The 19,214-nt window shown below is 43.9% G+C and carries 19 protein-coding genes; 7 read left to right on the top strand and 12 right to left on the bottom strand.

Annotation, left to right across the window (positions count from 1 at the left end; genetic code table 11):
- Positions 1-12 precede the first annotated feature (12 nt).
- From NFI80_RS03695 to NFI80_RS03675, 5 genes are all read right to left on the bottom strand, one after another.
- Positions 13-3,162 carry an efflux RND transporter permease subunit gene (locus NFI80_RS03695; RefSeq protein WP_234612787.1) on the bottom strand — a complete coding sequence of 1,050 codons (3,150 nt, stop codon included), beginning with the start codon at positions 3,160-3,162 and terminating at the stop codon, positions 13-15.
- A gap of 3 nt (positions 3,163-3,165) precedes the next feature.
- Positions 3,166-4,329 (bottom strand): efflux RND transporter periplasmic adaptor subunit, encoded by a 1,164-nt coding sequence (locus tag NFI80_RS03690; RefSeq protein ID WP_235136261.1) that lies wholly within the window; start codon positions 4,327-4,329, stop codon positions 3,166-3,168.
- Between the two features lie 227 nt (positions 4,330-4,556).
- Positions 4,557-5,390: a 4,5-DOPA-extradiol-dioxygenase gene (gene ygiD, locus NFI80_RS03685; protein ID WP_234614874.1), complete on the bottom strand. Its 834-nt coding sequence runs from the start codon at positions 5,388-5,390 to the stop codon at positions 4,557-4,559.
- A gap of 248 nt (positions 5,391-5,638) precedes the next feature.
- The gene (locus NFI80_RS03680) at positions 5,639-6,121 is read right to left on the bottom strand and encodes an NADPH-dependent F420 reductase (protein WP_235160248.1); all 483 of its coding nucleotides are present in this window, start codon (positions 6,119-6,121) and stop codon (positions 5,639-5,641) included.
- A gap of 118 nt (positions 6,122-6,239) precedes the next feature.
- Positions 6,240-6,821 carry a Crp/Fnr family transcriptional regulator gene (locus NFI80_RS03675; RefSeq protein ID WP_234612783.1) on the bottom strand — a complete coding sequence of 194 codons (582 nt, stop codon included), beginning with the start codon at positions 6,819-6,821 and terminating at the stop codon, positions 6,240-6,242.
- A gap of 175 nt (positions 6,822-6,996) precedes the next feature.
- Between NFI80_RS03675 and NFI80_RS03670 the strand changes: the two genes are divergently transcribed.
- Positions 6,997-8,169: an MFS transporter gene (locus tag NFI80_RS03670; RefSeq protein WP_234612782.1), complete on the top strand. Its 1,173-nt coding sequence runs from the start codon at positions 6,997-6,999 to the stop codon at positions 8,167-8,169.
- Between the two features lie 171 nt (positions 8,170-8,340).
- On the opposite strand, the gene NFI80_RS03665 is transcribed toward NFI80_RS03670, so the two are convergent.
- Positions 8,341-9,399 carry a calcium:cation antiporter gene (locus NFI80_RS03665; protein WP_234612781.1) on the bottom strand — a complete coding sequence of 353 codons (1,059 nt, stop codon included), beginning with the start codon at positions 9,397-9,399 and terminating at the stop codon, positions 8,341-8,343.
- Positions 9,400-9,459: 60 nt separating this feature from the next.
- Entirely contained in the window at positions 9,460-10,287 is an 828-nt protein-coding gene (locus NFI80_RS03660; RefSeq protein ID WP_234612780.1) for a universal stress protein, read from the bottom strand.
- 461 nt (positions 10,288-10,748) lie between these two features.
- Here NFI80_RS03660 and NFI80_RS03655 point away from each other — a divergent pair, with 461 nt between their 5' ends.
- From NFI80_RS03655 to NFI80_RS25655, 5 genes are all read left to right on the top strand, one after another.
- The gene (locus NFI80_RS03655) at positions 10,749-11,714 is read left to right on the top strand and encodes a hypothetical protein (RefSeq protein WP_234612779.1); all 966 of its coding nucleotides are present in this window, start codon (positions 10,749-10,751) and stop codon (positions 11,712-11,714) included.
- A gap of 130 nt (positions 11,715-11,844) precedes the next feature.
- Positions 11,845-12,012, top strand: coding sequence for a GreA/GreB family elongation factor (locus tag NFI80_RS03650; protein WP_234612778.1), 168 nt, complete (start codon positions 11,845-11,847; stop codon positions 12,010-12,012).
- A gap of 138 nt (positions 12,013-12,150) precedes the next feature.
- Positions 12,151-12,822, top strand: coding sequence for a VTT domain-containing protein (locus NFI80_RS03645; protein WP_234612777.1), 672 nt, complete (start codon positions 12,151-12,153; stop codon positions 12,820-12,822).
- Between the two features lie 163 nt (positions 12,823-12,985).
- Positions 12,986-13,354, top strand: coding sequence for a hypothetical protein (locus NFI80_RS03640; RefSeq protein WP_234612776.1), 369 nt, complete (start codon positions 12,986-12,988; stop codon positions 13,352-13,354).
- A gap of 99 nt (positions 13,355-13,453) precedes the next feature.
- Complete coding sequence (locus NFI80_RS25655) at positions 13,454-13,852, top strand: GreA/GreB family elongation factor (protein WP_235136270.1); 399 nt, start codon at positions 13,454-13,456, stop codon at positions 13,850-13,852.
- 208 nt (positions 13,853-14,060) lie between these two features.
- On the opposite strand, the gene NFI80_RS03635 is transcribed toward NFI80_RS25655, so the two are convergent.
- Positions 14,061-14,615 carry a DUF4833 domain-containing protein gene (locus NFI80_RS03635; protein ID WP_234612775.1) on the bottom strand — a complete coding sequence of 185 codons (555 nt, stop codon included), beginning with the start codon at positions 14,613-14,615 and terminating at the stop codon, positions 14,061-14,063.
- Positions 14,616-15,190: 575 nt separating this feature from the next.
- Between NFI80_RS03635 and NFI80_RS03630 the strand changes: the two genes are divergently transcribed.
- On the top strand, positions 15,191-16,126 hold the full coding sequence (locus tag NFI80_RS03630) for a polysaccharide deacetylase family protein (RefSeq protein WP_234612774.1): 936 nt from the start codon (positions 15,191-15,193) through the stop codon (positions 16,124-16,126).
- Between the two features lie 135 nt (positions 16,127-16,261).
- Here NFI80_RS03630 and NFI80_RS03625 read toward each other — a convergent pair whose 3' ends face one another.
- The 4 genes from NFI80_RS03625 to NFI80_RS03610 all read right to left on the bottom strand — a co-directional run bounded on the left by NFI80_RS03625 (position 16,262) and on the right by NFI80_RS03610 (position 19,120).
- Positions 16,262-16,924: a hypothetical protein gene (locus NFI80_RS03625; RefSeq protein ID WP_235160247.1), complete on the bottom strand. Its 663-nt coding sequence runs from the start codon at positions 16,922-16,924 to the stop codon at positions 16,262-16,264.
- A 300-nt stretch (positions 16,925-17,224) separates the two neighbouring features.
- A complete protein-coding gene (locus NFI80_RS03620; RefSeq protein ID WP_234612771.1) occupies positions 17,225-17,389 on the bottom strand; it encodes a YWFCY domain-containing protein in 165 nt (54 codons plus the stop codon).
- Positions 17,390-17,450: 61 nt separating this feature from the next.
- Positions 17,451-18,743, bottom strand: coding sequence for a relaxase/mobilization nuclease domain-containing protein (locus tag NFI80_RS03615; protein WP_234612769.1), 1,293 nt, complete (start codon positions 18,741-18,743; stop codon positions 17,451-17,453).
- On the bottom strand, positions 18,728-19,120 hold the full coding sequence (locus NFI80_RS03610; RefSeq protein ID WP_234612767.1) for a plasmid mobilization protein: 393 nt from the start codon (positions 19,118-19,120) through the stop codon (positions 18,728-18,730). Before NFI80_RS03610 ends, NFI80_RS03615 begins: the two co-directional genes overlap by 16 nt.
- Between the last annotated feature and the right edge of the window lie 94 nt (positions 19,121-19,214).

The following is a 19,214-nucleotide window of genomic DNA, read 5'->3' as shown; positions in this document are numbered from 1 at the left end:
TATTAAAACGCTTCAATGATCGTCCTGAACTTGTTCTGTAATTGGCTTGGGCGGACCGCTGATCATTTCTTGTAAAGACTGGAATACGATATAAAGCACCGGTATCACAAAAACCCCAATGAGCGTTCCTACCAGCATTCCTCCTACGGCACCAGTTCCAATGGAGCGGTTTCCAATTGCACCTGCGCCGGTTGAAAGCATGAGTGGAACCAAACCCAGAATAAAAGCAAAAGAGGTCATCAGGATCGGACGCAACCGTGCCTGTGCACCTTCGACAGCCGCTTCCACCAGCGACATCCCATGCCGCCTACGTTCCACTGCAAATTCGACAATCAGAATTGCATTCTTTGCCAAAAGCCCTATCAGCATGACCAGTGTGATTTGCAGATAAATATTGTTGGTGATACCAAATAAGCTGGCGAATAAGAATGTGCCTGCCAATCCGATCGGAAGGGAAAGAAGCACCGCGAAAGGCAATATATAGCTTCCATACTGTGCGCTAAGCAGCAAATAGACAAAAACGATGACCAGCATGAAGACGAAAACGGTCTGCCCGCCAGCAGAAATCTCTTCCCTGGTCATCCCTGAAAACTCATATCCATATCCTTGTGGAAGTACCTCAGCAGCCACTTGCTGAATGGCCGCAATGGCATCGCCTGAGCTAAACCCTGGATTGGGCGAACCGGTAACACCAATAGAAGTAAATAAATTAAACCTGGAAATTGACTGAGGCCCATACACTCTCTTCATGGTGATAAAGCCCGTAATAGGCGCCATCTGGCCGTTTGCATTGCGGACATAAATGTTGCTGAGCCCTTCGGGATTAGCCCGCGAAGCAGCCTCGGCCTGGTACATGACCCGGAATTGTTTACCAAACTGATTGAAATTAGATGCATACACGCCGCCGTAATAGCCCTGCATCGTGCTCATGATGTCATTGACAGTGATGCCTGCCACTTTTGCCTTGGCCACATTCACATCGATCTGATACTGCGGAAAATTCACATTGAATGCAGTGGACGCGTACTGAATTTCAGGCCGCTTACTTAATGCTGCCAGAAAATCATTGCCAATTTTAGAGAATAGGGCAATGTCACTTCCACTTTTGTCTTGCAGCTGAAACTCAAACCCGCCCGATGAGCCAAACCCTGAAATGGTCGGAGGTGCAAAAAAGATGATCTTGGCATCCCTGATCCCGCCTGTTTTTGCAAATAATTTTCCAATCAAAGCCTGAACATCCTGTCCTTCCCCTCCACGCTCAGACCAGGGTTTCAGCCGCATTACAACCATCCCATAGTTGCTTCCAACTCCGCTGATCATCCCTCTACCTGTAATTTTTAATATATTCTGTACTTCCGGGATCGAACGCGCAATTGCCTCGACTTGCTTCATGATGGCCTCTGTTCTTTCCGTCGATGCCGAAGGTGGCAGGGCAATATCAGCCATGATAGAGCCAGTATCTTCATTAGGCACGAATGCAGAAGGGGTGGTTTGCATCAGATAATAAAACAGGCCGGCAAACACGGCAATGATCAATCCCGCAACCCACTTCTTCGCAATCAGGAATGAAACGGCTTGTTTGTAGCGCTGGATTGTCTTGTCAAATGTGCGGTTGAACCAGCCATAAACACGTTGTAAAATGTTCTTTTTATGGCTTGTATCTTCTTTATGCGGTTTTAAAAATATAGCGCACAATGCAGGACTGAGCGTGAGTGCATTGACAGCAGAGAGCATAATCGCAATGGCGAGCGTCAAGCCAAATTGTTTGTAAAACACCCCGGATGAGCCTTCGATAAAACTTACCGGCAGAAATACCGCCGCCATCACAAGGGTGATTGAGATGATGGCTCCCGAAATTTCACTCATGGCGTCTTTTGTGGCTTTGAGCGCGGATGTGTATCCCTCGTCCAGTTTAGCATGAACGGCTTCCACCACGACTATGGCATCATCAACGACAATCCCAATGGCCAAGACCAATGCAAACAATGTCAAAAGGTTAATCGTGAACCCAAAAAGCAGCAGAAAGAAAAAAGTGCCCAGAATAGCCACCGGAACAGCAATAGCGGGAATAAGCGTAGACCGAAAATCTTGCAGGAAAATAAAAACTACTAAAAACACCAGAATGAATGCTTCAATGAGCGTATGGATCACCTTTTCAATGGATGCATCCAGAAAATCGTTTGCATTGATCAGCGTGACGTACTTGATACCGGAAGGGAACGATTTGGCGGCATTATCCAATACCTGCAAACTTCCTTCAATCACTTCCTTGGCATTGGAGCCCGCTGTTTGGCTGATGGATACACCTACCGAGGGGTTGCTATTGGTTGTCGTACTGCTGGCATAGCTCATAGCGCCCAGCTCCACGCGGGCAATGTCTTTGAGCCGTAATACCTGACCACTTGGCGTGGCCTTGATGACCACTTCTTCAAACTCGCCTGCATCTTTGAGCCTGCCCGAATACTTGATCACGTACTGAAAGGATTGCAAGCCCTGTTCACCGAACTGACCGGGGGCAGCCTCTATATTTTGCTCTGCCAGTGCAGTGCTGACATCCGAAGGGACAAGCCCATAAGTTGCCATCACATCCGGTTTCAACCAGATCCGCATGGAATAATCCATACGTCCGAACGCATTCGCCTCTCCAACCCCTGATACGCGCTTAATTAAGGGCACCAGGTTTATCTCCGCATAGTTTTGCAAAAATGTCTGATCATAGGCGGGATTCTCGCTGTATAAGGAAAAAATCACAAGGTTACTGCTTTGGCTTTTGGCCGTCGTTACACCGGAGCGCGTGACTTCCTGCGGCAAGAGCGCAGTTGCCCGCGCGACGCGATTCTGCACATTTACAGATGCAAGGTCGGGGTTTGTGCCTAGCTTAAAGTTGATTGTAATCCGCGCTGTGCCATCATTCCCAGCCGAAGATGTCATGTAAGTCATGTCCTCCACGCCGTTGATCTGTTCTTCCAATGGCACAATCACGCTATTAAGCACCACATCCGCATTGGCACCCTGATATGATGTGGAGACAACGACAGTAGGCGGAGCGATCTCAGGATATTGCGCAATAGGCAGGGAAATTAGCCCCAATACACCAAGGATGACAATAAGAACGGAAATGACTGTAGACAGTACTGGCTGATCAATGAATCGATTGAACATAACCTACAAGTTTTTGGCGTAAACACTGTCCGCTTTTACTGGTCTGGAAATGACCTTTGCCCCTTCCCGTAACGACGCTACCCCTTCCAGGATAATCTTGTCCCCTACGGCAAGGCCGGTTTGGGCAACAAAGAACTGTCCATCATTATTGTCCAGCACGCCAACTTCCGCACTCTTAACGGTGCCGTCTGCCGAAACACGGTACACAAACTTTTTCCCTTGTATTTCGTAGGTCGACTTTTGCGGGATGACAATGGCCGAATCAAGCCGGGAAGGAATGCGGACAGTAGCACTGCTCCCACTGCGTATAATACTTCCGGGATTTGGAAAAGTTGCCCGCACCCTAATGGAGCCTGTCTCTGTATTGATAGAACCGCTGGTCGTTGTAATCCGGCCTTTTTCAGCAAAAACGGCTCCATTCGCTAAAACCAGGGATACAGATGGCATTGTCGCGATCCGGGCTTTCGTTGTATTGCCCTTCGTGTTTTTGGAGAATGCTAAAACCTGTTTTTCATTGATCGAGAAATAGGCGTATATGTTGCCAATGTTTGAAACTGTGGTTAATGGTTCGGGTGTATTACTATTGACAAGGCTGCCGATTTTATAAGGAATTAAGCCAACAATGCCATTTGCAGGGCTTGCAATGGTAGTATAGCCCAAATTGGTACGCGCATTGGAAAGCGCAGCGAAAGCCTGTGCCAGCGCCGCTTGTTTTGCTTGCATGGTAAACTGCGCTGATTCAAGTTCGTATTTACTGATAATGTTCTTTTCGACCAATGGCTTCACCTTATTGACACCCATTTGCGCGGCATTGACGTCTGCTTCTGCGATTTTAATATTGGCCTGTGCAGTCCTTACTTCCTGTTCATATTGAGGGGCATTGATTTTAAACAGCGCTTGCCCTTTTTTCACAGTAGCACCTTCATCAACGAAAATCTTTTCTATAAATCCATCAATTTTCGGACGGATCTCAATATCCTGCTGCCCTTCGATGGTTGCCGGGAATTCGCTATTTAATGTGATCGTTCTTTGTGTAATCGTCAGGACCGGATAGTCCTTGATTTGCTCCGCCACATTCCCACTGCCCTGCTTTTTGTCCTGACAGGACAAGAAAAGGACGAACGTCAATGACAAACCAGTTAGTGAGAGCTGTATCCTTTGATTCATAAGAATGGAATTTTGGAAACTCGATCATGAACAGATGATTGCAGATAAAAAACTTAAGAATTGCAGATTAGCCGTGGCGGTGAACTGGGGAGCCTGTTGCACGGATACTGGTTGAAGCTACAATTCATAACCATGCAAAGGATTAGGTGAATGTTATGTCAATGTATAGAATTTTTAGAAGAGTCTGATGCCGGCAAGAATTTAATTAAATTTTGTCACTTCTGCGACTAGCCAATTTTAACAGACGTCATTGTCAGTGAACCGCCAACGGCCTGGTCGTTGAAAAAAGAAACAGGTTCCTTTCCCGCCTTTAAGCCCAATGTATACATCAGAGGAAGGTAATGCTCCGGAGTCGGTATGGCCAGTGCGGCCTCTCTTCCTAACTGACTGTAATTGATCAATGGCTTGTGGTCATTTTCCTGGATCAGAGCTTTGAATTGCTCATTGATTTGCAACGCCCAGTCATATCCATAACCCTGCACGCTAAGCTTGTCCCAGGCTACCATTCTCAGATTGTGCACCATATTTCCGCTACCAATGATCAGCACTCCCTTTTTTCGTAGCGCCATTAATTCCCTTGCCAGGTCATAATGGAATTGAGGCCCTTTGGTGTAATCAATGCTAAGTTGAAGCACTGGAATTTTAGCCTCCGGATACATATGTCTTACCACCGTCCAGGTGCCGTGGTCAAGTCCCCAGTCATGATTAAGCTCCACTTTTGCGGAACGAATGAGCCCGGCAGCTTCTTTGGCTAGTGCTGGATTGCCCGGCGCAGGATATTGTACGGCAAAAAGTGCCGGCGGAAATCCTCCAAAATCATGAATTGTTTGAGGAAAATCCATTGCTGTAATCTTGGTGCCGTTCGTAAACCAGTGCGCCGATACCACCAGCACGGCAGCTGGCGTAGGGATTTCTTTGGCCATTTGTATCCACCTTCTGCTAAACGCAGTGTCTTCAATGCCGTTCATCGGTGAGCCGTGGCCTATAAACAGGACCGGCATCGGTCGCTGCTGGTCTGGAAGCTCATTTGTAAAATGTTTGAATGCTGCTAATGTTGTCATACCAATTGCGCCTGTAACGGCAGTTTTTATGAATTGCTTTCTTTTGATCATTGCTGATGATATTTCTGCCTGGTGATGTAGGATTTTTCACCCGGACAGCCAGTTATAATTGTATTTCATATTGAGTTGGGTCAACAGTGAGGACATCCTTAATAATGTTCGGCTTACGCCAAGCTCGCCTGCTACAACAGGGCTGAAACCGGCAGTTTCGATAAGCTCAATCACAGTTTGGAAAGTCTCTTGATCATTCAGGCAATGAATGAAACGGCCTTCATGCCTACAAGGATAGGCTTGGCAAAGGCAGCCGCAAATACTATATTGAAGGCTTTGACAACTTTCGAATTGGGCAGCAATTTTTGCAGTTCTTCTGCGGCACGCGTACCAGAGACGGTCGCAAAACTGTCATAGGATTCGTTTAACGGGTTAGCAATGCTTATGACCATCTTCTGATTGGCAACTTCCCGGATTTTCTCCGTAATTTCCTGTTGAGATCCATAAGGAACGGCCAGGATAATGATGTCGGCCTCCCAGGATGCCTCTGTCGGACATCCGTAAATTTCGATATCAGCCTCAGGACTCGCGTTTCTAATCTCCTCATATAAAGCTTCCAGTTTATCTGGATGATTACCTAGCAGCAGTAAACGATAGTTGCCTTTTGACAGGCTTTTGGAAATGAAGGTGCCCACATTCCCGGTGGCACCTATGATCGCAATGGTCTGTTTCGTGTTCATTTTGTTTCACTTTTGATACACAAAATTACCCCAATGGGCCTACTCGGGACGATGACTCTGATCAAGAAATTCCATTGATTTTGGTCAAGATAAGCCGTCAGGGGAAAGCAAAGGGAAGCTATTGACTTTTACCGATCCTGCTGCGGATCCTACTCAATGTTTCGGGGGAAAGTCCCATGTGAGAGGCAATCATATGTTGGGGGACACGCTGGACAATGTCAGGGTATTGGTCAATAAAAGATTTATATCGATCATCCAGAGACATACTGATAATGCTCAGCGTTCTTTTCTGGAGTGCAATGTAGGCCTCGGTCATTAATATCCTGAAAAATGTTGCGTACTTGGGCACCGAAATCAGCATCTGGTCATGTGCAGACTTACTGATCAAAACTAGCTCGCAGTCTTCGAGGGCATCTATATTCTGCGTTGAGATCTGCTCAGTCAGGAAACTGGATAGATCGCCGATCGCCCATCCTTCCAGCGCAAATGAAAAAATGTGCTCTTGTCCATTAGAATCCACAATGTAACTGCGCATAGCTCCCTTTTCTATAAATGCTACAGTCTTGCAGATATCTCCTTCCTGTAGCAGGTATTGACGCTTCCGCAGTTTTTTCGGCGTCAGAAATTGTTTCATGGCATATTCTTCTGATTCGCTCAGTTGTACCTTCTCGTTGAATTTGCTGAAAAACACCTCATACATAAGCTACCAGATTCGCATAAACAATTAGTTAATATGTAAGGATATAATCTTTACAAAGCTAAATTCTCCTCATTAATGCACCAACAATATCAATAATTATCAAAATCTGAATATGCCAGATTGAAAGAATGACGCAAAAACCATAATTTTAAGTAACTACAAAAAAGAATGTACATTGAGCAATCAACAAACGATAGCCGGAAGTACAAATGCGTTTCCCTGGCTGATCATGATTTTGATGTCGTCTGTAACATTTGTCGGGATTCTTTCTGAGTTAATGCCATCCGGTGTGATGCCGCAAATAAATTCCGATTTAAATATCAGTGAGCTACAAGGAGGTAATCTGGTAGGCTACTACGCAATTGCGTCCGCTATCTTTGCCATCCCACTTGTTGCGGTAACCCTGAAATTTAACCGCAAAATCTTGATATTGATTTTGCTCGCCGGATTTGCTGCTTCCAATATCATGGTCGGCATTTTAGCCAATTATACTATCATCATTATCCTAAGGATCATAGGCGGTATTTGTGCCGGCGTGATGTGGCCCATGATAGCGGCCTACGGGATGCGCCTAGTCAACCATGAGCATCATGGAAAAGCGATTGCCGTGATTATGGCTGGAAATACCTTGGGTATTAGTGCAGGAATGCCGTCTATAACATTTATTGGCAACCGATACGGGTGGCGGGCAGCATTTATCGCACTTGGGATAATTATTATCGCCATTGCTGTGACATGTGCTGTTGCATTACCATTTACACCCGGCGAGAAACTTACCAGAAGTTCATCGCCTTTTTCCCTGTTCAAAATTCCGTCGGTATTGACAGTCCTACTGCTCACCCTTCTTGGCGTAATGGCCCACTATGGTGTATATGTATATATTACCAGGCTTGTTGATGAAATTGAATTGCTAGGTGGAATAGAAAGTGCCTTACTACTTTTTGGATCAGGGTCTTTGATTTCAGTATTGCTGGCCATAAAATACATCGACAAACATTTGAGGCTGCTTACCACAGCGATGTTTGCACTCGTAATTTTTTCTATGCTTGTTCTATTGCTATTTGGTAGAAAGACATTAGTAGCTCATGTTGCATTCTTTTTATGGGGACTTTCCTTTGGTCCATTAGTGACCTTACTGCAGGCAGCCGTAAGCAGGCAGGTAGAAAGTGGAAAAGACGTTGCCACTTCGGTTCAATCTTCTGCGTTTAATTTATCTATTATGATCGCAACTTCCGCAGCAGGTGTATTGCTCGGAAGTTATTCTCCCATGAGCTTGACATATTTTGCAATCGTTTTAGCAATTCCAGGTATGATCATTTCCATTTTTGCAAAAAAGGCACTAGATTAATTTTCGAATGGACTAGGTTTGGTATCTAAACCAGGCACTGTCGTCACCAAAATAATTCTCATGGCCTCTATTGACAGAGTGATTATCACGACAGTTAAAGTTGTGTTATTAAACCAGGATTTGGCATTATTGCTATTACAAGTTGGGATTTGTCAGTAATTGTATATGTATTCAAGGAAATACGATTGTAAAGATATACATCATCAGATTGACCAAAAGCACAATAGCATATAAGCTGTTCGTTTGTCCCTTATTAAGCGATAGCATTACCGTGAAAATTGAAAGAACTAGCAGGACCATGGATTTCATGGTCAGACCGAGGATAAGTGGTAAATCCATTATTGTACAAACAATGACCACAGTAGGAATACTTAGCCCTATACTTGCTAAGGCTGAGCCTAATGCGAGATTGATGCTTGTCTGATATTGGCCACGTCTTGCCGCACGGATAGCAGCTATGCCTTCTGGTAGTAAAATAACAGCTGCAATAGCCACACCCACCAGTGCCGTGGGTAAGCCGGCTGCAACAATTCCGCTTTCAATTACAGGAGAAAGGTTTTTGGCCAGGAAAATAACTACGCCTAAACATATCATTAAAAAAGCTAGGCTTATCAGGGCTTCGCTTCTAGAAACATCTTTTTCCTGGCCTGAGACTTCTGTTAGAAAATACTTACGGTGCCTGACGGTTTGCGTAAATATAAAAGACCCGTAAATGACCAGGCAGCAAACGCCAATGGCGATTAGCTGAGGCGTGCTGTAGGAAGGTCCGGCAATACTGGTGGTAAAATTAGGCAACACCAGCGTAAGTACTAAAATAGACACTAGGCTGACTAATGCAATTGTAACGCTTTTCGTTTCAAAACTCTGTTCCTTAAATTTCAATGCACCAAAAAACATACTAATACCCAGAATGCCATTTAATATAAGCATAACGGCAGCAAATAGGGTGTCCCGTGCATAAGTATCAGCACCGGCTCCTCCTGTCAACATGAGTGATACGATAATCGAAGCTTCCAAAAGCGTTACCGCTACTGCAAGGATAATTGTTCCATAAGGTTCGCCCACTTTGTGTGCGACTACCTCAGCATGGTGCACGGCTGAAAATACACCTGCAATCAAAGCAACTACGGCTAACGAGTTGACCAGAAAGCCTGAACCAATAGGCAGCACAAGGTAAAAAATCCAGGCAATAACAGGTGCAATGTAACTCCACTGAAATATTTTTTTCATACGAAAAGGTTAAAAAATAAATTGTGCTGAATAGTCTTTCAACTCGAAAACGAAAGTCACTTATCTGATATGGTATACGAGTAAAGGCAGATGCGTTTCTACAACCAACCTTTTAGTCATACTTGGATTCGTCAAATACTGCTGCAAAAAGTGTCTTTCACGATTCGAAACAATCAATAAATCAGCGCCTTGATGATAACAAAATTTATTTATTCCTTCAATAAAACTTACATCCTCAACAATGACCACGTCCATGTCTGCCATATCCAGCTCCTGAATGGTTCTGAGTATGCGCGCTTGATTTGCATGGCTCTCAGGTTCGTGGAATGAATTGATTTTAACCAGGCTTAGTTTGGCACCAAGCTGCTTTGTCAGCACTTTTATCTGATGTAAGATATCTGTTTCCTGTTGATCAAATTGCGTCGCATAAATAATATTCTTAAACCCACTCAGCGTTGCCTGGGGCGGAACAACCAACACAGGACAAGACGCCTCCAATGCAACGCCGGTTGACGAACTGCCGATCAGTTTATCTACGAATGTCCCCTGCCCTGTCCGGCCGACAACTATCAAATCGGCATTAATATTAGTTGCCTGCCGCAATATCGCAGTTTGAATTGCATTAGACTCCCAAATACCCTTTACCTGATAACCTTCTGACTGAGCGCCAGCTACATACTCGTCGAGTTGTTGCTTATATGAGTTCTCCAATTCGTTGAACATCACAAGCGTACCTTCGGTCATCGGCATTGCAATGCCGGTGTTTTCAGACTGGGAGGTATGCATAATGGCTAATTCCGCGCCAGTTTTTTTTGCAATTGTTTTGGCAGCTTGCAGGGCCTTTTGTGAATTTTCAGAGAAATCAATAGGGATAAGTATTTTTTTCATAAGAGTATTGTAATGTTTATTTGCACGAGCCAATTTAGCAGAAGCTTGTGCCTTTTATATTTTTTAAAAAACTAGGGTAGAAGCCGATCTTCACCTTGCTGGTAATGTGCATGGGTTTTTACAGGCGCACTTTTAGATTTGTTCATGCGCATCTGGAATACATCCACCAGCAGGGAAAATGCCATAGAGAAGTAAATATAGCCCTTCGGAATTTCCAGCCCAAAGCCCTCACGTTATCAATGCCTAAAACCGCCTCCAAGCGACCAGCGACAAAAGTGAAACGATGACTTCGAATTCCATGAGTATTTGTTGCTTAGAATTTCAATATGAGACTAGTATGCTGTTAACTGACTGTTATATACGGATTTGATTTTGCCATGCCAAAACATTTTTTCATTTATATTTTCTTTCCGATACTATTTTTTGTAAATTTACAACTGTAAAAATAAAAAACAAGAAAAATGACTTATCTCAGTGCTCAGCCGCAGTTCACTACATCATGGGATGAAATCTGCTACCCTGTACATCCGGTGTGGCTGGCAGACTTATTGCCGGACTATGAAATCATGGCCACTGATAAGCAGCAACTTATCGTAGGGCAGCCTTTTCGCGGGACTAAGACGATTTTTGGCATTCAAAGCGCTGACTATGCCATCATACCGAACGTATTAATTAGAGAAGTTGTCGATAAGCTCTTTTCAGACTATAAACTGGAAATAAAATATACTTCTACGGGTGAATTTAGCATTAATATAATTTTTCCTGAGCAGCTTTCCATTGGCGGTGAGCAGTTGCAGCGGAGCATGATTTTGACGAATAGTTATAATGGAAAAACCCCATTTAGCGTACAAGGCAAAACATTGACGGCCATGCTTGATGGTTCAGGGATTCCGGGCACGAGCATGTACCGGGCAGTTTGCCAGAATGGGCTAATGGGATGGGCGGACTCCTTTTCCGAACTCCCAAAATATCGATCGTGGTTGAAGGAACGTGGGCAGGGAAAAGAAAAAAAACAGGGACCCAACAGCAGTGCCATCGCAAAAAAAGATGCAACCAACCGAAAAATCCACCACAGCAGGCAAACACCTGAACTCTTTCAGGAGCAGCTGTATGAATTGCTGGCTGGCCAGGATTACAAAAGCCCTACCCTGACGACCACTGTATATGAGCATTTTCAACAAAAATCCTTTGGCAGAGCGGATGAAAAACTGCTAAAAACAATGCCGATTCCCGTTCAACTGGCCAAGCAAGCTTATGAGCGGCTCAAACTAGAGCAGCGGCTTTTTGACCAGGATTCATCTTACTGGCTGATGTACAATGCCGTTAATCACGCCCTTTTCAATGCGCGAAGCAGTCTTACATTAAATGACCGCTACAAGCTTGATGAAAAAGTTTTCCATCAGCTCGCAGCCAGCTCCTTAATATAACACGGGCCGTCACGCCCCGGTTGCCGTAGGCCGTTGTAGGGTAAGAACCTGGCAGCGGCTACGGCGTAGACCTATATATCCATATGAAAAATAAAAAAACACAGTCATACTTAGCGAAGACGATTTTCGCATGTTAAAACAGTTTGGAAAAAACATCCCAAGCAACCCGAACGAAATGACGCTATCCTACGAGTTAAACTGTGCCATCGTCGTCGAAAATGATGAGCTGCCAGAAGACAGCGTCCGCCTGAATTCGCAGGTGCGTGTTAAGGAACCGGCTTCTAATTTAATAGACTAACTGAAATGATCATGGAAAACGAAAAAATCAGACCGGATAAGGAAATGTTAACGGCAATGTTCTACGCATTTACGATCATGCTTATGTATATCACCATTTGCATATTGATGACAACCATCAAATAAAAAAACACATACAATGGAATTTTTCAACCAAATCCTAGATGTCTTTTTCCACCTGGACACACATTTGGGACACATCATTGAGCAGTATGGCGCATGGACTTATGCCGTGCTTTTTCTGATCATTTTTATTGAAACGGGGGTTGTATTTATGCCATTTCTCCCTGGCGATTCATTACTGTTTGCAGCAGGAATGATGGCTGCAAAATACCCCGATTCGCTTAACATCTGGCTTATTGTTGCATTGCTTTTACTGGCTGCCATACTTGGCGATAGTTGCAACTACCTGATCGGACGCCGTTTTGGAACTAAGATCCAGCATATCCGCCTTTTTGGAAAGAGAATGATCAAGCCTGAACATCTTGCTCATACCCAAGGTTTTTATGAAAAATACGGAGCGTCCACAATTGTAATAGCGCGGTTTGTGCCGATAGTCAGGACTTTGGCACCATTTGTAGGTGGTGTTGCGGCAATGAATTACAGGGTCTTTTTTAAATTCAATATCGTCGGGGCAATTCTATGGGTTGTGAGCCTTGCTTTTGCCGGCTACTTTCTGGGTAGTATTCCCCTAGTCAGGGACAATTTTGAAAAAGTAGTGCTGGGAATCGTTGCGTTATCCGTATTGCCGATATTTTGGCAGTTAGTTAAAGCTAAATTCCGGTCCAGCCGGCCGGAGGTTATAGTTTAATTTTAGCTTCTGGGAATTACCCCTGGCAATCCTAGTATTATTTCCGAGTCAGCGAAAGTTAGTCGCCTGCTGCCCGGTCGACTGCCAGATCACAGGCAGAAACAACCGACGTAACCAGCAACAAACGTTTTCAAAAAAGCTTTATAAACAAGCAGACGAAATTATGCATATATCTTATTCAAAAATTGGCGCTGCTTCGGTAGCGATGGTACTCGCAGAAATGGAAGATATCTTCCAAAAGAAAGGGGTTCATGACAAAAAGGGTACGCCTGCTACCAGGCAGCAAGCTGATTTTGATGTATATGCCAATTTTCTGGCTGAAAATGCAATTGTGCTTGGTGGTACAGGTGGTATACACGATCAGCAGACTTGTGTCAATACGCCAGTCAAAATCAACCAGTCGGCAAAAAAACGGTTTTTGTCTATCCTAAGCCGTGTAACCAAGGCACATGAAGGCGTTTCACGTCAGGAGCGCATTTTTGTTCATTGGTTTTGGTCACAAATCCAAAACAGCCTTCTACACCGGCCATAATTTTACCTTTCCCTAAGTATACCCCATTAAACGTGGACAATCACCAAGACCTGGTGGTGTGTCCAGGTTATGTTGAAAGCACTAATTAACATATAAGAAATGCACGGTAAAACTCCCATCATACTTGGAAAGAGCGATTTCCGTATCCTAAAACGGTATATGGCAGATTTGTCTGAAAATGAGTCGCTGAGCTCTCAGTTGTTGTCATGCGAGCTTCGGTCAGCGATAGTGGTGGAAGATGATCTCTTACCCGAAAACTGTGTGCGGTTAAACTCTACTATTAAAATCAGGGAGTGGCCAAGTAATAGCGTACGGGAATTCAGCATTGTTCATCCGGAATGCGTGGACCCGAAGAAAAAAATGATTTCGTTTTTAGATCCTTGGGGCGCTGCATTCTTAGGCCTCTCAAAAACAGAAAAAGTTGAAAGGGAAATCAACGGTAATTCCAAGTGCTTCGAGATTATAGATGTTAGGCCTTTGGAGACGCATGTCAAATAAATTGATGACTTGACAAATTACACTTTGGTGATCTAAGCGGTGAACATAAATAAATTAAAGTGTTCAATACCGAATTTTGGGGGCGGTAAGTTACTGGAGCTTTCAGTCAATTTACTAATCATCAACCTAAATTGGAAACGACAATCCTTATATCGTGAAAGTAAGAATTTGCTCAGGAGAAGAAAAGGGAACTTAGTATCCCATATCACTACTCTTTCGGAACTGTTCTTTCAATTATATTTTGTCCGGTATCGAAATCCTTACCATAAAAAAGGGCATAATCGAGCTTCACTTTGATACCAGATGTACCCTCCTTGATTTTAAGAAAAATCCTATCTAAAAACATCTTCCTATTGTTGACCGTCACATAAACCTTGGGCATTCCAGATTTGACCAAATTGAGGTAGAAGGTCACTTTCTTGGAAGCTGCCAGTTGCATCTCGTAAACATTAGCTGACAAACGCTTGGATTTTATTCCAAACGCAAACTTTCTTTGAATAAGGGTGAGCGGTGTCCGTTTTCCATTTTCGGTGTAGGCAATCTTATAGACATTTACAGGCTTGTCTGCTTGGATGTTGCCATCTTGAATAAATGCATCATAGACGAAAGTGTTATGGTTTTTGCTATGCTGAATATAGAACAACCGGTTTTTATTAAATGGCGGTACAGGATAGCCTTCCTGTGCGTAACCTGGTAGAACATAGGTTGTCAGAAACAAGATTACAAGATATTCCACAACTTTATTCGTTGGATGGGATTTCATATTCAAGAATTTAAATTCAATCCGTATGAATGCGCTTTTGACATTCACAAGATACGGACGATTGGTAGAAAATGTGGTGGGAAGGTGAAAGTAACTGTACCAGACTATCAAGCATAGAGAATGGAATCCCAGGCTGAAGGTCCCTTGGTCGTCTTCAAAATCACCTACATTTTCCATCCGGAAATCTAGGGCTACAGGTATCTGTCAGAAAGAGGGTGCAACAAGCACCCTTTCTTTACAAACGTTTTAGCCTGGCAAAAACACCGAAGGAAGTTTGTCATATTTTTTGATTACCTGAATATGATTTACCTATTTCTCAACATTGCCATTCTGGACACAAAAGACAAAAGTTAGTATATTAGGGTTTTTGCCTGGGATGCACATCAAGGAATAGTTGCATTTCTCAAAGGACAGATCTTTGCCCGGAATAACGGACAAGACGAATGCAGCGATATCGGGTGAACACACCTTGTTATTCGAATGAAGATCAGTCAAAACCAGAGGTAATCCAAACCGTTTTTCTTTGCATATCAAGAGAAATATCCAAGATAATTTTAATTAATAAAGTTGAGCTCATGAAATTACCTATACTCCTGCTACTAATTATTCTTCAATCTTCGGCAAAACAAGTCTTCGCTCAAAAACAAATTGCCATCACCATTGACGACTTGCCAACTGTTAGCAGGATCATGAATACCGATGCCTTGAGAGCGGAATTGACAGATCAGCTGTTAAGTCATTTGAAACAATACCAAGTCCAGGCAACGGGGTATGTCATCGGGGAGAAACTTGTCAAAGACGGAAAAGTTATTCCTGCCCAATACGGTTTGCTAAGGAAATGGCTCAAAGCTGGCCATTCACTCGGTAACCATACTTTTGGACATTTAGGCATCAACGATATTTCGGCAGGCGCCTATGAAGCGGATGTGCTCGGTGCCGATACACTGCTTCGACGTTTTCTCCATAGAGAAGGCGCTGAACTCAAATATTTCCGGCACCCTTATCTCCATAGAGGAAATACGGCTGCGAAACGAGATTCTCTGGAAATGATACTCGCCAAACACAAATACATTCAGGCACCGGTAACGGTCGATAATGACGAATATCTTTTTGCTGCTGCCTTTGACAAGGCGATTGGCAGCAGAAACGAGCCTCTCGCCGATTCGATATCAAAGACATATGTCAACTATATGATGGATTATGTCCATTACTACGAATCACAGGCCGACTCACTGTTCGACCGGCCGATTCCGCACATTCTGCTAATACACGCCAACCTGCTCAATAGCAAAGCCCTTGGCTTGTTTCTTTCCAGACTAAAAGAGGATGGCTATCAATTTGTCACGCTTCAAAAAGCGCTGGAAGATCCTTGTTACCTCACGGAGGATCAATATATCGGAAAGAAAGGTATCTCCTGGATCCACCGCTGGGCAATTACCAAAGGTAAGAAAGGGGCATTTTTCAAAGGCGAGCCGGAAGTTCCGAAATTCATCTCCGATCTGACGCAATAGGAATTTGTAGACACAAGCTCGCTGGTAGAATGCCTCCATAATAAATCCTTGATTTGCTCAGTCAGTCTGATCATTATGGCAATCAGCAAGGATTTATCTCGTTCCTCAACCCAGTAGCTTTTCACCCTGAAACTACTATGCGAGGTGTCTGCGCGATGTGGCGTAGAAAGATCTTGAATACCTATTGTTGTTGCGACCTTGTTGGACCTGGCAGTTGCTATAAGCGTATCCATATTTCAGGTACATAGTGGGAAACTCGTCAAAAATCAAGCTGCTTCTTAATTTGTTTGGTTGGTTCACTAGCTTAACCAATCGGGTAAAATACAGGGAAAGGACGGCCCCGTAAATCTGTATTTTCTGCGGATTATTACCCATACAGACGATTTTTGGCGCATTGGGATGATTGATATCCACAGTAAAATCATTCCCTGATAATACGTAATACAGCTGGGGCGAAGCAAGACGAGCGAGCGCAATTTTTGTAGAACCGATCTGGCCTTCGAGCTGTTGCATTGCTTCGTTTTGGTATGCGGTAATGAAGGGATTTATCAGCACTTCAATCTTACTATCCGCGCGTAGAATCGTAAAAAAGCGGTCATAATCTAATTGCATTAGCTCTATGACGTGCGGCAACGAACAGAACTCACCATCCCTATACCGGCACAAAAACCAGATAACCGCTGTCATAAAGTTGATAGACGATTCAACAAAAAAATCGCCTTGCCGTTTGATCCATTCCCTGTTTAGTCCCATCAAAATAGTGCGTGCAGACTCCACTGCATCGGTAATGTCAAGCATACTCTCAGGATTCAATGGATTGCATCTATGGCTACGCGATAGGTCATCAAAATTGATTGTGTAAAAAGCTGGCTCGATTGAATAATTGGCCTTATTCCTTAGCCAGGCATTGTACGCAAGCAAAGTCAGATCACTATATTCGAAGTCATACACGAACATCGAAAAACCTTTTTCAATGTGCTGAGCAATCACATGCCGAAAGACAAAAAATGTCTTTCCAGATCCCGGAGATCCGCTCACCAATACTCCTCGAAAAGGATTAATGATGTTGATCCAGCTCAGGCGCGTTTTAAATGAGTGCTACAATCTCTTGGTTTTAATGAACGAAGAGAATAGCCCGGCGGCAAAAATCTTATCCAAAATCCGGTCTGAAATTAAAGATGTCAGGTGCCAATTTTGGAATGCCTGATAACAGAAATAGTAAAAATGTAATGCGAGGACCAGTATGCTGATCAAGCGGGTCATATCATTATTTTGCGAAGGCTTACGTCGTTTTCACCGGTGTTCGATGCCATAATAAACAGGTTTAAAGTGATTGAGAGAACCCTTTTTTCTTTTTACGTTTGTTTCCACGAAGGTCTGCTGGTGTAAAACCATCTTGTTTGACAGGGTCAAATAGTGAATCCTCACCATTGGCAAGTCTTGCCTCATTACTCTGCTCAGGAATTGCGAGCAAATAGCTTTTTGATGTGGCTGACTGTCCATGACCTGTTATTGGATGCTCTTGTTTCTGTGTATTAGATAGCCTGTTAGCCATGGCGGTATCGATAGTCACACAGCGTTCCTGGATGGCTTTTGCACTATAATTTTTACCGAGAGAACTTCCGTTAAAAACTGCTTTCGAGCGGTGATCGACATAAGTAATTCCATAGATCAGTCCGGTATCATTCTTCCAGAGAACGGTGTCGATTCCATCTCGTTCAAGAATATTAATGAGGCGATCAAGTGTCACATTCGTCTTTCCATACAATGTGAAATCAATTGCGTTTTTGACTCTTAGCTTGTCTGTTTGCCGAAGTTGATCGTTGATTTCAAACCGGTTTTGGAGGTAATTTAATGTCGGTTTTTGGTGAAAGTCGCTAGCCTTAATTGGCACACCGACCCGTTCGCCTTTTGCGTTTAACAACCGGTAGTGAAGCCCGCCTTTCTTGAAAGTTCTGGACTCTTCATTTCCGCGATCTGCCGCGACATTGTAGCGATTCAAGACGGCGTTTAGCTCAGGAATGGAAGTGAATTTGTACTTGTCGATAACCCCTGCAAGAATATTCGATATTGCTCGTTTGGTCTCAACCTTACCATAGTTTGCACTAACCATCGCGGGCTTTAAATGTTCGGATTGCTGGTGTTTTTTACTAGATGCCTTCACCAGATGAAACTCTTGTTCGATTTCCTTCCTCGCCCTTTCCGATTGGTTTCGTCCGATATTCTGCGTTTCAATCCGGCTTCCATCATGCGCTACTTTTACGCTCACAATGTGGATGTGCGGATGCCCGGCATCGTGATGTTGATACACCAGGAATGGCTGATCACCAAAGCCAATCTTCTCCATATAAGCCTGCGAAATTTCTTTCAAAAGCGCCTTGGAATGTTGCTCGGAAGGGTCAAAATTTAATGAGATGTGAACGCTGTTTCGGACAACATTCGTGTTCAAGGCAGCCAGTTTCAGGAGCATATTTAACCGCTCTTGCTCATTCAGATTTGCCACATCATCCGGGTAATTTCCCGCCATGATGCACTCGGCTACACCCTCCTTCAACTTGTTTTCGTTGTAGTAAAAAGTGCTTCGAATAGAAGCCCCTGTCTTTATGATCGCAACCATATCTTAGAAGCTTTACTGATGTAAATATTGATCTCTTTAACCAGCTCGAGAAACTGATTTTTGTCATTTTCGTTGGCATCCAACCAACTGCGAAAGTCGGCGATTTGGGACAAGGCATGTAGCCGTTTGACGGCTTGATTTAGGTTATTACCGGCAGCTGTTAGCTCGCGTCTGAGACGGGTCAACTCAACCATCGTTTCATCAAATGACTGGTCTCGATGGTTAATCACAACGGGCTCAGAAAGCAGGATCTTTCTTGCATACTCACTCGTCTTTCGGCATGTTGTCCTTTGTACTCTACGAAGAAGCAGCTGAAACTCCTCAGGCGTTAAGCGGACATGCAGCCACTTGGTTCGGTTGTGTTTGTCTTCATTCATCACATTATCATTTTCACATTTCGACATTCATTTTTCGGTCAATCCCGCTAACGACTCCGGAGTGCCCGGCGGGCCAGATCCTTAGGTTGTGATA

Origin of the sequence: Dyadobacter chenhuakuii, assembly GCF_023821985.2 — a bacterium.
In the GTDB taxonomy this organism is placed as follows: Bacteria; Bacteroidota; Bacteroidia; order Cytophagales; family Spirosomataceae; genus Dyadobacter; species Dyadobacter chenhuakuii.
The sequence above is the reverse complement of the archived record's forward strand: the minus strand, read 5'-3'. Positions and strand labels throughout refer to the sequence as shown.